Raw genomic sequence first — 14208 nt, forward strand, 5'->3', positions numbered from 1 at the left:
TGCTTCCCGAAGCTATTTCGGTACCTTCTCCGATCCTGACGCGATGGCATCGGCAATCGGCGGGATCAACTCGGGGAGCAGTCCCAATCCGCTGGGCGGCTCCGGGCCGAACTTCCACGCGATGCTGGCCCGCGCGGTTTTCGACGGGCTCAACATCGGCATCGGCAAGTTCGCGCGCGGCATCCCGCAGACCGCGGCCATCCCGAATGTCCACACCTTCATGTTCGCCACCGAGCCGGGCATCGTCCGCCAGGTTTCGGGCCGGAAGCTGTTCGGCCGGCGCATCTTCCATTTCCGCCCGGACGAGCGGACCGTCACCGGCTCGCCCGACGGCATGCCCTGGGCCTTCGGCATTGTCGCCATGCCGTTCGACCGGCTCGCCGGCCATGCGCCCGACCTGATCGGCACCGATCACGGTGTGCCGCTCGACGACGACCGGATGTTCCACGCCCCGGAGGCCGCGCTGACTCGGCTCACCGACCTGATGCGAGACATGGCGGAAGTGATCCGCGACACGCCGTGGATCGTCGATGCGCCCCAGCCGGCAAAGGCGCTGTCCGGCACCATCCTCGACAGCCTGCTCGCCTGCCTTGCCCATGGCCGGGTAAGGGCCGACCGCGCCGCGCTTGGCCGCCACCGCGACATCGTCACGCGGTTCGAGCGCGTGGTGGAGGAGCGGCCGGAGGAGATGCTCTCGCTCGGCGCGATCTGCGCGGCTGTGGGCGTGCCGCAGCGCACGCTCAACCTCGCCTGCCAGGAGTTCCTGGGCGAGAGCGCGATGCACTATGCCCGCAACCGCCGGCTCGACCGGGTGCGCGAGACTCTGATGGCGTCGGACCCGTCGAGCACGCTGATCACCAGCGTCGCGATGCATTACGGCTTCTGGGAGCTCGGCCGCTTCGCCCAGGCCTATCGCCTGCGCTTCGGCGAGCGCCCCTCCGATACGCTGCGCAGGAACGCGCACTAGCACGTACCGGCATTCGGCTCTTTCAGTTCCCCGGCGAAGGCCGGGGCCCAGCTGCAATGTCGGTCGAGAAGTTCACGCGCCCAACCAACTGCGTCGAGACTGGGCCCCGGCCTTCGCCGGGGAACTTGAAGGGCTGAATGCCTATCTCCCGCCCCTCGGGCATTCATGCCGGAATCGCATAGTGAGCCGCCGCACCCCCGTGGCAAGCGCCGGACGGGCCATCGCCGCCGGTCCGGGGAACCGCGGCGCATGGGTCCCGACTTTCAATATGCAATTCCGGCCCGGCGAGACGGGCCGCCATCGGGGTGAGCCATGCAGCATCAGTTTCTCAAGGCGCGGTCGGCGCGTCTGGTTCGCGGTTCGGCTTCGCTTGGCGCGCTCGCCCTCGCGATCAGCCTGGCGCCGTCGATGGCGCAGGCCCAGCGGATCACCCAGGGCGGCGGCAACGGCGCCTGGATCACCGGCCGAACCATTGGACAGGGCGGCATCGCCGGCGGCGGCGGCGGCGCCAGCAGGGGCGCCGGCGGTTCGGCGGCGCAGACCCCGGATGGCACGGCGTCGGCTGGCGGCATCAGTTCGGGCGGGGCCGCGGGTGGCCAGCCCGGCACACCCAACGATATCGCGGCTGGCGGCGGGGGCACGGGCGGCAGTAGCGCCGGGGCGACGGGCGGCGATGGCGGCGCCGGCAATCTGGTCACGGCCACCGGCAATTTCGCCTTCTCGATCGACTATGTGGGCGGTGACGGCGGCTCCGGCGCCGGCTCCGGCGCTTCGGCTGGCGGCGGTGGCGCGGGGCTCGTGCTGACTGGCGCCAATGTCCAGGTCACGACACAGGGTTATGACGTGACCGGCGGCAATGGCGGCCGCGGTTCGGGCCAGGGCAGCGGCGGCGGCGGCGGCGCAGCGCTGGTGTTGCTCAATGGCGGCAGCGTCACGGTCGATGGCGGCACGGGCGGTGCATTCAGCACGATCACCGGCGGCATCGGGCAGGAATATGGCGGCTCGGGTGCTGGCATATTCCTCTATGACGGCGGCACGCTGACGATCCGGAACGGCAACAAGGTGACTGGCGGCGAGGGCGGCACCTTCACTACCGACGGTGGCACCGGTGGCGCCGCGGTGCTCAGCAATCTCGGCACGGTGGTCAACGAAGGGGCGATCGCCGGCGGCGAAGGCGGTTATGGCTATTCCCGTGGCGGACGCGCCGGGGACGGCGTGCAGGCCTGGGGCGGCACGATCCAGAACAGCGCGACCGGAACCATCACCGGCGGCCGGGGCGGCTACAACAATAGCGGCAACCCCAGTCATTATACCGGCGCCGGCGGTGCGGCCGTACGCCTGATGGATGGCCAGGCCGCGACACTGATCAACGCCGGAGAGATCAATGGCGGCGCGGGTGGCCCGCGCTATGCGTTCGGCACCGCGGTCGGTGCGGGTGGTATGGGCGTGGTGGGCGCCGCGGGTGGCGGCTCCACGATCATCAATTCGGGCATCATCCGTGGCGGCGTGAACGCATCGTCGCAGCGCAACCTTGCGATCGGCCTGTTCGGCGACAACAACCGGCTCGAGCTGCGGGCGGGCTCCTATATGGATGGCGGCGTCGTGGTCCAGGCCGGCGGCGTCAACAATGTCCTGGCACTGGGTGGCAGCACCGATTCGGGCTTCGACGTCACCGAGATCGGCTCCACTGCCAGCTTCAACTATTATCTGGGCTTCGACACCTACGAGAAATCGGGGTCGAGCACCTGGACGCTCACCGGCACCGGCAATCAGGACTGGCGGATCACCGGCGGCAACCTGGTCGGCGACACCAACAGCCTGGGCGGAAACCTGACCTTCACCTCCGCCCCGCTCACCAGCGTCGTGGCGTTCAACCAGAATTTCGACGGCAGCTATGCCGGCATGATCTCCGGCACCGGCACCATGCTCAAAACGGGCAGCGGCACGGTCACGCTGACCGGCAGTTCTTCGGTCGACTGGGCGATCAACCAGGGCGGTGTGATCGCCGATGCGAACCACTTCACCGGCAACGCCAAGATCCTGGCCGGTGCCTCGCTGACCTTCAACCAGACCGGCAACGCCAGCTATGCCGGCACGCTCCTCGACGCCGGCGACCTGCACAAGACCGGCAGCGGGCGGTTCACGCTGACCGGGGATTCATCCTGGCTGACCGGTACGACTTTTGTCGAGGAAGGCACGCTGACAGTGAACGGTCGGCTCGGCTCGAGCGTCACCGTGGCCTCCGGCGCCACAGTCGGCGGCTCCGGCACCATCGGCCGCACGACCGTACAGAGCGGTGGCCATCTCGCGCCGGGCAACTCGATCGGCACGCTGAACGTCGTCGGCGGCCTCACGGTCGCGGCGGGCGCCAATCTCGATTTCGAGCTGGGCCAACCCGGCGGCCTGGCCTTGTTCGGAATCAGCGACCGGATCGTCGTCTCGGGCGGCGACCTCGCGCTCGACGGCACGATCAACCTGAGCCAGAGCGGCAACCCGGCCGATGGTGCGGCGGGGATCGGCTATTACCGGTTGATCACCTATACCCACCAGATCACCAGCAACACCGTGGTGATCGGCACCACGCCCGGGCTCAGCAACGTCAATTACGAGCTGCAGGTCGGCGGCGGCAGTGTAGATTTGTTCATCAGCCCGTCGCTGATCCCCGGAGACGATACGCTGCAGCACTGGCAGGGCGGCGACGGCACCTGGAACGCCGCGAACACCCAGTGGCTCAACCAGGGCGGCACCGCCCCGGCGAGCTGGGCGGGCAATTACGCCGTGTTCAAGGATGACGACGGCTATGTCGGCGGCACGATCACCGTTGCGGGCGCGCAGTCGTTCCTCGGCCTCCAGTTCGTCGACAAGGGCTATGTCCTGCAGGGCAGCGGCCAGCTGGTCACCGATCCGGCCGGCAGCGAGATCCGCGTGCTCGCCGACAGCGCCGAGATCGCCAACGAGATCACCGGCACCGGCGCCCTCATCAAGACCGAGGCGGGGACGCTGATCCTCACGGGCACCAACAGCTATTCGGGCGGCACCACCATCCAGGCCGGCACGCTGCAGATCGGCAACGGCGGGACGACCGGCTCGATCACGAACAATGTCGTCAACAACGGCACGCTCGCCTTTGCGCGCTCCGATGAGACCAGCTTTGACGGCATCATCTCCGGCACCGGGGCCGTGCGCGTGCTGAGCGGCGACGTCACCCTCACCGCCGACAGCAGCTATTCCGGCGGCACCGGCATCGCCGCGGGTGCGACGCTGCGGGTCGGCAGCGGCACCCGCGGCTCGATCGGCGGCAACGTCGCCAATGACGGCACGCTCGCCTTCACGCGCTCCGATGCCAGCAGCTTCGGCGGCACCATCTCCGGCGCGGGCGCGGTGGAGGTCCTGAGCGGCAGCATAAGGCTCACCGCCAACAACAGCTATACCGGCGGCACCAGCATCGCCAACGGCGCGACCCTGCAGCTGGGCAGCGGCAGCACGACGGGCTCGATCACCGGCAATGTCGCAAATGACGGCACGCTCGCCTTCGGACGTTCGGACGAGATCGGCTTCGGCGGCATCATCTCCGGCACCGGCGCGGTGCGCATCCTCAGCGGCGGCGTCGCACTCACCGCCGACAACGGCTATACTGGCGGCACCAGCATCGCCACCGGTGCGATCCTGCAGATCGGCAATGGTGGTACGACCGGCTCGATCGTCGGTACCGTGGCCAATGACGGCACGCTCGCCTTTGCCCGTTCCGATGCCGGCACTCTGGGGGGGAGGATCACGGGCTCGGGCGCGGTGGAGGTCCTGAGCGGCAGCCTCACTCTCACCGCCGGCAACAGCTATACCGGCGGCACCAGCATCGCCACCGGCGCGACCTTGCAGCTGGGCAATGGCGGCACCACCGGCTCGATCACCGGCAATGTCGCCAACAGCGGCACGCTGACCTTTGCCCGTTCCAGCTCCAACAACTTTGCCGGCATGATCTCGGGCTCCGGAGCGGTGCGCATCCTGAGCGGCAGCGTCACCTTCACCGCGGACAGCGGCTATACCGGCGGCACCAGCATCGCTGCAGGCGCCACCTTGCAGCTCGGCGATGGCGGCACGACCGGCGGGATCACCGGCAATGTCGCCAATGGCGGCACGCTGGCCTTCAACCGCTCGAACAATCTTGTCTTCGCCGGCGTGCTCAGCGGTGCCGGCAGCATCCGACAGGCGGGTTCGGGCAAGACCGAGCTGACCGGCGATTCGAGCGGCTATACCGGGACGACCAGCGTCGCGAACGGCACGCTGGCGGTGAACGGCAAGCTCGGCGGCACGGTAACCGTGCTGGCCGCCGGACGTCTGCAGGGCACCGGCACCATGGGCAACACCATCGTCTCCGGCACCATCGCGCCGGGCAATTCGATCGGTACGCTGAACGTCGCCGGGAACATCGTCTTCAACACCGGCTCGACCTATGAGGTCGAGGCCGACGCCGCGGGCCTGGCCGACCGCATCGTCGCCACGGGCACCGCCACGCTCAACGGCGGCACCGTCTCGGTGCTTGCCGGTGCCGGCAACTACCGGCCGGAGACCAGCTATCTGATCCTCCACGCTGATGGCGGCATCGCGGGCACCGGCCGGTTCGGCGGCGTCACCTCGAACCTCGCCTTCCTCGATCCCTCGCTCAGCTATGATGGCAACAACGTCTATCTGCGGCTGCGGCGCAACGACATCAGTTTCGCCAGCGTCGGTGCCACGCCGAACCAGGTCGCGACCGGCACCGCGACCCAGGGCCTGGGCTGGAACAGTCCGGTCTTCGCGGCGGTGGCCAATCTCTCGGCCGAGCAGGCCCGCGCCGCGTTCGACCAGCTTTCCGGCGAAGTCCACGCCTCGGCACGCACCGCGCTGATCGAAGACAGCCGCTTCCTGCGCGACGCGGTCGCCGATCGCCTGCGCGCGGCGGACGCCGGCTTCGCCATCTGGGGCAATGGCTTCGGATCCTGGGGGCATTGGGGAAGCGACGGCAACGCCGCCCGCCTCAATCGTTCGGTCAACGGCTTCGTGCTCGGCGCCGACGCCACGGTCCTCGGCAAGGCGCGGCTTGGCCTGGTCGGCAGCTATGACCGTGCCAGCTTCGACACGCGGGCACATGGTTCGTCCGGCACGCGCGACAGCTATGAGATCGGCATCTATGGCGGCGCGGACCTGGGTGGGGCAGCCGTGCGGATCGGCTTGTCTCATGGCTGGCACAAGCTCGACACGACGCGCCTGGTCGCCTTCCCAGGCTTCACGGATGGCCTCAAGGGCGAGCAGGATGCCCGCACCACCCAGGCCTTCGGCGAGCTCGCCTATCGTATCGAGCTGGGCGCCACGCGCCTCGAGCCCTTCGCCGATTTCGCCCATGTCTGGCTGAGCACCGACGGTGCCACGGAGAAGGGCGGGGCGGCGGCGCTCCGGATCGCCTCGGCGGAAAGCGGCACCAGCTTCACCACGCTCGGTCTGCGCGCCGCGCCGTCCTTCTCGCTGGGCAGCGCGAAGTTCACGGCCCGCGGTGCACTTGGCTGGCGCCATGCGTTCGGCGATGTGACGCCGCTATCGGCGATGCAGTACGCGAGCGGTGGCGACAGCTTCCGGGTCGCCGGCACCCCGATCGCGCGCAATGCCGCCGCGCTCGATGCCGGGATCGATGTCGCGCTTACCTCGCGGGCAGCGCTCGGCATCGCCTATGGCGGCCAGTTCGGTTCGAACGCTTCCGACCAGTCGGTGCGCGCCAGCTTCAGCCTGAGGCTTTGAAGGCGTGCGGCTGATGCTGGGGGCTCAGCCGCACGGAATCTCGTAGGGCCAGCAAGCCATTGCACCTGTGATCGAGAGGAGGGGGCTGTCGCGTCGCGGCGGCCTCCCGGCCTGCTGCAACCTTTTGGTGCCACTGGCGCGCCCGTGGGATAGCGCCTGCGATAGAGGGACATTTACAAGCTATAAGGACTTGCATCCAACGATGTAGCGCAACGTGAAGGGAATGATTCGCTCGCTGCAGGTCAAAACCTTAGATTCGATCAATGGAGTCGAATCAGCAGTCGAGCACCGTCCGTTTTGTGCAAGGGAGCGCGGCTCCTGTCTTTCGCGGCGAACCCGAGAGCGGACTTACATTTCTATGCGAGCAATGCGGACACGTTTTGATAGACCACTATCTTGCAGAGGATTACATTGCGGTCGGCATCCAGTGCTTCCAATGCAAGCACGTCAGCTTCACGCCTGATATTGAGCTGGGAGAGATCTTTTCGGCCCGAACAATGACGTTCCCGGACCAAGGTGGGTATCTGATCGGCGGTACCGTGACGAAGCGGGCCGGGTTGATGATCGCGAGCAGTGCGGCGTTCAACGCGAATATCGAAATGACCACTCCAGCCGAAGCGGGAATTCCATTCGAGCTTAATTTTAAGGGGCTCGACCGGCTCGTCGAGATTTATGCCGAAACGACGGGTGGGGATTTCGCGGCCCAACGAAAGATCGTTGAACGGTCACCCGCAAAGTTCCGGCACGATCTAACTTTTGCCTGGGCGATTGGGATATTGAGAGATCGCTTGGCGGCGAATGTGCTCGATGTGCGCGACGCCGACACCTGCTCTGCGCTAATTTACATAAGCACCTTCGGCAGTATCTACGGCAGATGGAAGCGCCATCCGCGCTTCAATCTCATCGCGCGAGGTTTCGCTAAGCCGAAGTCGTTCTTGCACACAGCCGGGTTATTCACGACCGCATTTATCATGTATCAGAACGCCTCGATTGTCGGTTTGGCGTTAGAGGACAGGTATGGCGAGCCGAACCCTGATCTGTACGTTCGAGGTGTTCAGGGCAGTCGAACCTATTTGGAGGTGAAAGCTCCGCAAGCGCTTCAAACTATTGGGGAGGCGGACCCGCCGGGCATGGTCGAATCTGCCGTGAAGCAGATCGTCGATCGATCAAAGGCGCAAATCAATCGGAACAGGGTCGGTGGCCTTGTCCTCTTTGCCACAGGTTTCAGGAAGAACCTCGCTAACGACATGGCTAGGTTCTCGCATAACGCTCTCGTGCGAGTGGGCCGGCAGCGAACCTCGCTTGCCGCGATCATGTCGATCTCGTTGGCCGATACTAAGCTGACCATCCCGGCTGGCCGGAACGGCATGATCGAAATGGATTTCCGTCTAGGCGGTGTCGCAAACCCGCATTTCGCTGGCGACAACCCGTTCAAATTTGAAGCTTAGAGGCGCGGAACGCATAGCCCCCGGCTGCATTCAAATCTCACCTCACAACCGCATCAAATCGTTATTTGGTAAGGAGGAGGTGGTGGACGCACTAGGGCTCGAACCTAGGACCCGCTGATTAAGAGTCAGCTGCTCTACCAACTGAGCTATGCGTCCATTCCGGGTTGTTTCGGCGCCCTTGGTGAGTGCGCCTCCGCAGTGGAGGTGGGCCTTTAGCTGCGAGGTTCGCGGCTTGTAAACCCCCTATTTTGAAAAAATCACCAACGCTGCGTGCGGCGGCTGTTCCGGTCGATCGAAAGCAGGATTCCGAAGCAGATCATGAAGGTCATCACGGCGGTGCCACCGAAGCTGATCAGCGGCAGCGGCACGCCCACCACCGGCGCCAGGCCCATCACCATCGCCATGTTGATCGCGCAGTAGAAGAAGATCGTCGCGGCAAGGCCGGAGGCGGTCAGCCGGGCGAAGCGGCTCTGCGCGCGCATGCTCACGCCGATCGCCCAGCGGATCAGGATGCTGAAGCCGATGATCAGGAAGAAGCCGCCCATCAGGCCCCATTCCTCCATCATCGTCGCCAGCGCGAAGTCGGTATGCCCCTCGGGCAGATAGTCGAGATGGCTCTGCGTGCCCTGCAGGAAGCCCTTGCCGAACACGCCGCCCGAACCGATCGCCACCTTGGACTGGCTGATATGATAGCCGGTGCCCAGCGGGTCGCTCTCGGGGTTGAGGAAGATCAGCACGCGGTTGCGCTGATAGTCGTGCAGGACGAAGTTCACCGCGAAAGGGATCGCCAGCGCCAGCGCCAGCGCGCCGCCGATGAACAGGCGCAGTGGCAGGCCGGCCAGGAACATCACCGCGACGCCGCCGAAGCTGATCGCCAGCGCGGTGCCGAGATCGGGCTGCAGCATCACCAGCGCCGCCGGGATGCCGATCAGCACGCAGCCGGGCCATAGCGCGCCGAACTTGCGGATCTCGCCGGCGGGCAGGATCTCGTAGAAGCGGGCCATCGCCATGATGATCACCGGTTTCATCAGCTCGGAAGGCTGCAATCGGATGAAGCCCAGGTCGAGCCATCGCTGGCTGCCGCCGGCGACCGCGCCGAGCAGCTCCACGCCCACCAGCATCAGCACGACGACGATGTACATGGGGAAGGCGCCCAGCGCCCAGAAGGTCTCCGGCACGCGCGACATGCCGATCGCCATGGCCAGGAACACGAAGAAGCGTAGCCCCTGGTTGAACGCCCAGGGCGTCACGCTGCCGCTCGCCGCCGAATAGAGCACGACCAGCCCGAACATGCCGATCGCCACCACCAGCCCGATGATCCGCCAGGGGAGCTGGGCAAGCGGGCCGGGGACGATGCCCGAGGGGCCAAGGCCCGAGGATTGGAGCGTGGACATCAGTCTGCCTCCACGCTGCCGCGTTCGGCCGCGCTGCTGTCGATGGTGTTGCTGGTCGTGGCGTTGGCCGCTTCGGAGGCGACGGTGCTCGCTGCCTCCGCCGCGTCCTCGGGTGCCTCGGGGGGCGGGGCGCTCTGCGCGGCCCTGAACGCCGCGGACTGGGCCGCCATCCGGGTGCGATAGTCGCCACCCCAGGTCGGCTCCTCGGCGTGCAGCGAGTCCATCGCGCGCTTCCGGTCGAACAGGAAGGTCATGATGTCGCGGCCGATCTGCGGCGTGTCGAGATTGCGGATCGTGTGGCCGTTATGCTCGAGCACGATGCCGGCGGCATATTTGGGATTGTCGGCCGGCGCGAAGCAGACGAGCAGCGCGTGGTCGCGCAGCTTGAATGGCAGCGAGGCGTTCTTGAGCACGCCCGAGCGGCGCTCGGCCATGGTGATGCGGCGCACCTGGGCGGTACCGGTCTTGCCCGCCAGCGAGATGCCGGGGACCAGCATGCGCGCCGCGCCGCCGGTGCCGCCTCCGTTGATCACGCCGAACATCGCGTCGCGGATGATCGCGAGCTGCTCCGGCGTGGCGGCAAGGGGAGGGGCCTCGATGCGCGGGGCATCGGCGATCAGCCTCGGGATCAGCTCGCGGCCCGAGGCTAGCCGGCTCGCCATCACCGCCAGCTGCAGCGGATTGGCCAGCACATAGCCCTGGCCAATCGACGCGTTGAGCGAATCGGCGACGGTCCATTGCTGCTTGTAGCGCTTCAGCTTCCAGGCGCTGTCCGGCACCGTGCCGAAGCGCTGGGTGGAGAAGGGCAGGTCGAACTTCTGGCCCAGCCCCATGGCGCGAGCCATCGGCGCCACCGCGTCATAGCCCACGCGGCGCACCATTTCGTAGAAATAGATGTCGCAGCTCTGCATGATCGCATGCTTGAGGTCGAGCGGGCCATGGCCACCGCGCTTGTGGCAGTGGAACACGCCATTGCCGACGCGCATCGCGCCCGAGCAGACGACGCGGGCATTGGGATCGACGCCGGCATGCATCAGCGCCAGGCCGTTCATCGGCTTCACCGTGGAGCCCGGCGGATAGAGACCCTGCAGCACCTTGTTCATCAAGGGGACGTGGTCGTCCTCGCTCAGCATCTTCCATTCGTTGCGGCTGATGCCATCGGAGAAGCTGTTGGGGTCGTATGCCGGCATCGAGACCATGGCGAGGATGTCGCCATTGCTCACATCGATCACCACCGCCGAGCCCGAATTGGTGCCCAGCCGCCGCGCGACATATTCCTGGAGCAGCGCGTCGATGGTAAGCTTCACCGTCTCGCCGGGCTGGTCGGGCCGAGTGGCGAGTTCCTTGACCAGCCGGCCATGCGCGGTGACTTCGACGCGCTTGGCGCCGGGCGTGCCGCGCAGGCGGTCCTCCAGCACCTTTTCCAGCCCGTCCTTGCCCAGCTTGAAGCCGGGGGCGACGAGCAGCGGGTCCTTTTCCTTCTTGTACTGCTCGGCCGAGGCGGTGCCGACATAGCCGACCAGATGCGCGACGCCCGCCGCCAGCGGATAGTTGCGCGAGAAGCCGCGGGTGGGCTGCACGCCCGGCATCTCGGGAACGCGCACGCTGACCGCGGCGAAATGCTCCCAGTCGAGCTTGTCGGAGACCTGCACCGGCTGGAAGCCCGACGCGCGCTTCAGGTCGGTGCGTATCCGCGCCATCTCCTCCTCGCCCAGGCTCAGGATCTGCTGGAGCATGCCCAGCGTCTTTTCCTTGTCCTCCATCCGGTCGGGGATCATGTCGACGCGGAACGCGGTGCGGTTGTTGGCGATCGGGATGCCGTTGCGATCGACGATCCACCCGCGGCGCGGCGGGGTGAGCGTCAGCCGAACGCGGTTGCTCTCGGCGGTCAGCCGGTAGCGCTCGTTCTCGAACACGGCGAGCCAGGTCATCCGCCCGGCCAGCACCAGCGCGGCAGTGCCCTGAAGCCCGCCGAGCACCAGCGCGCGGCGGGAGAAACTGTAAGCCTGCGCTGCTTCGGTGATCCGGGCCATTATTGTCGCTTCTTATCCCGATCGAGCCATGCGCAGAACCGGGCAATCACTGGAAAAAGTGCCGCCGAGACGACAATCTGGAGCAATAGCGCGGTATCGACATGCGCGCTGAACGGCGTCGCCAGCAGCCGCCCGCCGATCAGCACCAGCCCGATCCCCGCCGATGCGATCAGCCAGTCCTGCCAGAAATCGCGCCACACCAACCGCGTGTCGAGCACATCGACCATCAGGATCGCCAGCGTCCACAGCACCATCGCGCTGCCCAGCGGCTGGCCGCTCAGCATGTCGTCGACAAAGCCCAGAGGCACCGGCATCCACACCTTCATCGCATCGCCGCGCACCAGCCGCCAGCCGAGCAGCATCATCAGCCCGAACGGCGGCAGGAAGGGCACGGTCGCGATGATCGGCAGCAGTACCGTCATCGATCCCAGCACCACCGAGAGCGGCGCCAGCCAGACGCTGCGCGGGATCTTCTCGCTGCGGCCGAGAGGAATATAGTCGGTCACCGCTATTTCTTCTGCGCCGCCGGCTTCGCGCTGGGCGAGGCGCTCGGCGTAGGCGTCGGCTCGGGCAGGAAGGTCTGCTGGACCAGCGCGAAATCAAGCGCGTCCGGATTGGCCGAGGGTGCTGCCACCGCAATGTCGCGCGCGGTGCGGATCACCCGCGCCACCGGGATGTTCGGCGGGAAGATTCCGCCGGTGCCCGATGTCACGAAGGTATCCCCCGGCTGGAAGATCATGGTCGCCACGCTGGCCGAGCGAATGTCGAGCAGTCCGTCGCCGCGGCCCGTGGCGATGCCGGGCAGGCCGTCGCGGGTGCGGCGCACCGGCACGATGCTCTCCGAATCGACGATGAGCAGCACGCGCGCGGTGTTCGGGCTGGTTTCCACCACCTGGCCGATCAGCCCGTCGGGCTGGCGCACGGGCTGGCCCGACTTCACGCCCTGCCAGCCGCCCGCGTTGAGCGTGGCATAGCGGCGGGTGCTGCCGATCGAGCTCGCCACCAGCCGCGCCACCGCCACCGCATCGGTGGAGACGTCGCGCAGCTTGAGCATCTCGCGCAGGTGGCGATTCTCCTGGTTGAGCGTGCGCGCGCGATCGACCAGCAGCGCGTCATCCGCCATCTGCTTCTTCAGCCGCGCGTTCTCGCCGCGCACGTTCCAGTAGCTGGAGACGCCGCCGGGCACCCCGGCCACGCTGGTGCGCACCCAGGTGAGGCCACTGGCGACGGGCGTGGTGATCTCCGAGAAGAAGCCGCGCACCGCCGCGAAGGCCGGCGGGTTGAACGTCGAGAGCAGCAGCAAGGCCACGCCGATCAGCATGCCGCCGACCGCGCCCACATAGCCGAGGAAGAGCCCGTATTGCGCCCGCCGCGAAAAACCCGGGCGCCGGTTGCGTGGCGGCGCCATCTCCCCTTATCCTCGCTTAGACTTGGATGAGCACGCCGCGGAACACCGGATCCTCGAGCGCGCGGCCCGTGCCCAGCGCGACGCAGGTCAGCGGGTCTTCGGCGATCGTCACGGGCAGGCCGGTCTCGTCGCGCAGCACTTCGTCGATGCCCTGCAGCAGCGCGCCGCCGCCGGTGAGCACGATGCCCTGGTCGACGATGTCGGCGGCCAGCTCCGGCGCGGTGTTCTCGAGCGCGATGCGCACGCCTTCGACGATCGTGCCGACGGGCTCGGACAGTGCTTCGGCGATCTGGCCCTGGTTGATCTGGATTTCCTTGGGCACGCCGTTGACCAGGTCGCGACCCTTGATGTGGATCGTCTGGCCGATGCCGTCCGCCGGCGGCTTGGCGATGCCGACTTCCTGCTTGATGCGCTCGGCCGTGGCTTCGCCGATCAGCAGGTTATGGTTGCGGCGCACGTACGAGACGATCGCTTCGTCCATCTTGTCGCCGCCGACGCGGACCGAGGTGGAGTAGGCGAGGCCGCGCAGCGAGAGCACCGCGACTTCGGTGGTGCCGCCGCCGATGTCGACGACCATCGAGCCGATCGGCTCGGTCACCGGCATGTCGGCGCCGATCGCGGCCGCCATCGGCTCCTCGATCAGCCACACCTGCGAGGCGCCGGCGTTCGACGCGGCGTCACGGATCGCGCGCCTTTCAACAGAAGTAGAACCGGACGGCACGCAGATCACGATCTGCGGCCAGCGCATGAAGCGCCGCTGGCCATGCACCTTGCGGATGAAGTGCTTGATCATTTCCTCGGCGATGTCGATGTCGGCGATCACGCCGTCGCGCAGCGGGCGGATCGCCTCGATGCTGCCCGGGGTCTTGCCCATCATCAGCTTGGCGTCGTCACCGACTGCCTTCACGCGCTTGACGCCGTTCAGCGTCTCGACCGCCACCACCGACGGCTCGTTGAGGACGACGCCGCGGCCGCGCAGATACACGACGGTGTTCGCGGTGCCGAGGTCGATCGCCATGTCGTGGGACATGAAATTGAACAAGCGGGGAAATGCCATCTATGGTTCCGTCCTGCGGCGCGGGCGCCCGCCGCGCAGCTCTTCAAAAAAATCTAGTCCGGCCCCTTCCGGGACGGACTGAAGAATCCGGCCTGGTGCGGTGCGGTTGGGGTCGCGGGATGCCGTCGCTTG

General features: G+C 67.0%; 8 protein-coding genes and 1 tRNA gene. 3 read left to right on the forward strand and 6 right to left on the reverse strand.

The window, feature by feature from the left end:
- Positions 1–43: 43 nt before the first annotated feature.
- From O3305_RS02785 to O3305_RS02795, 3 genes are all read left to right on the forward strand, one after another.
- Positions 44–967 carry an AraC family transcriptional regulator gene (locus O3305_RS02785; protein WP_269575051.1) on the forward strand — a complete coding sequence of 308 codons (924 nt, stop codon included), beginning with the start codon at positions 44–46 and terminating at the stop codon, positions 965–967.
- Positions 968–1279: 312 nt separating this feature from the next.
- Positions 1280–6736 (forward strand): autotransporter domain-containing protein, encoded by a 5457-nt coding sequence (locus O3305_RS02790; protein ID WP_269575052.1) that lies wholly within the window; start codon positions 1280–1282, stop codon positions 6734–6736.
- A 263-nt stretch (positions 6737–6999) separates the two neighbouring features.
- Positions 7000–8184 carry a hypothetical protein gene (locus tag O3305_RS02795; RefSeq protein ID WP_269575053.1) on the forward strand — a complete coding sequence of 395 codons (1185 nt, stop codon included), beginning with the start codon at positions 7000–7002 and terminating at the stop codon, positions 8182–8184.
- An 80-nt stretch (positions 8185–8264) separates the two neighbouring features.
- Here O3305_RS02795 and O3305_RS02800 read toward each other — a convergent pair.
- The 6 genes from O3305_RS02800 to O3305_RS02825 all read right to left on the reverse strand — a co-directional run bounded on the left by O3305_RS02800 (position 8265) and on the right by O3305_RS02825 (position 14076).
- Positions 8265–8340: transfer RNA gene (locus O3305_RS02800), tRNA-Lys, on the reverse strand.
- Between the two features lie 101 nt (positions 8341–8441).
- Positions 8442–9578: a rod shape-determining protein RodA gene (gene rodA, locus O3305_RS02805; RefSeq protein WP_269575054.1), complete on the reverse strand. Its 1137-nt coding sequence runs from the start codon at positions 9576–9578 to the stop codon at positions 8442–8444.
- The gene (mrdA, locus tag O3305_RS02810) at positions 9578–11611 is read right to left on the reverse strand and encodes a penicillin-binding protein 2 (RefSeq protein WP_269575055.1); all 2034 of its coding nucleotides are present in this window, start codon (positions 11609–11611) and stop codon (positions 9578–9580) included. The genes rodA and mrdA overlap by 1 nt, the downstream gene beginning before the upstream one ends.
- Positions 11611–12117, reverse strand: a complete 507-nt coding sequence (gene mreD, locus O3305_RS02815; RefSeq protein ID WP_269575056.1) for a rod shape-determining protein MreD — start codon at positions 12115–12117, stop codon at positions 11611–11613. Before mreD ends, mrdA begins: the two co-directional genes overlap by 1 nt.
- Before the next feature lie 2 nt (positions 12118–12119).
- Positions 12120–13019 carry a rod shape-determining protein MreC gene (locus tag O3305_RS02820; protein WP_269575057.1) on the reverse strand — a complete coding sequence of 300 codons (900 nt, stop codon included), beginning with the start codon at positions 13017–13019 and terminating at the stop codon, positions 12120–12122.
- A gap of 16 nt (positions 13020–13035) precedes the next feature.
- Positions 13036–14076 carry a rod shape-determining protein gene (locus O3305_RS02825; protein WP_116840784.1) on the reverse strand — a complete coding sequence of 347 codons (1041 nt, stop codon included), beginning with the start codon at positions 14074–14076 and terminating at the stop codon, positions 13036–13038.
- Positions 14077–14208: the final 132 nt, after the last annotated feature.

This window comes from Sphingomonas sp. NIBR02145, assembly GCF_027359115.1.
GTDB classification, from domain to species: Bacteria; Pseudomonadota; Alphaproteobacteria; order Sphingomonadales; family Sphingomonadaceae; genus Sphingomonas; species Sphingomonas kyeonggiensis_A.

What these genes read in the sequence shown, in the direction of transcription:
- O3305_RS02785 (WP_269575051.1), top strand. Translation starts at nt 44, where the DNA reads ATGGCATCGGCAATCGGCGGGATCAACTCGGGGAGCAGTCCCAATCCG.
- O3305_RS02790 (WP_269575052.1), top strand. Translation starts at nt 1,280, where the DNA reads ATGCAGCATCAGTTTCTCAAGGCGCGGTCGGCGCGTCTGGTTCGCGGT.
- O3305_RS02795 (WP_269575053.1), top strand. Translation starts at nt 7,000, where the DNA reads ATGGAGTCGAATCAGCAGTCGAGCACCGTCCGTTTTGTGCAAGGGAGC.
- rodA (WP_269575054.1), bottom strand. Translation starts at nt 9,578, where the DNA reads ATGTCCACGCTCCAATCCTCGGGCCTTGGCCCCTCGGGCATCGTCCCC.
- mrdA (WP_269575055.1), bottom strand. Translation starts at nt 11,611, where the DNA reads ATGGCCCGGATCACCGAAGCAGCGCAGGCTTACAGTTTCTCCCGCCGC.
- O3305_RS02820 (WP_269575057.1), bottom strand. Translation starts at nt 13,019, where the DNA reads ATGGCGCCGCCACGCAACCGGCGCCCGGGTTTTTCGCGGCGGGCGCAA.
- O3305_RS02825 (WP_116840784.1), bottom strand. Translation starts at nt 14,076, where the DNA reads ATGGCATTTCCCCGCTTGTTCAATTTCATGTCCCACGACATGGCGATC.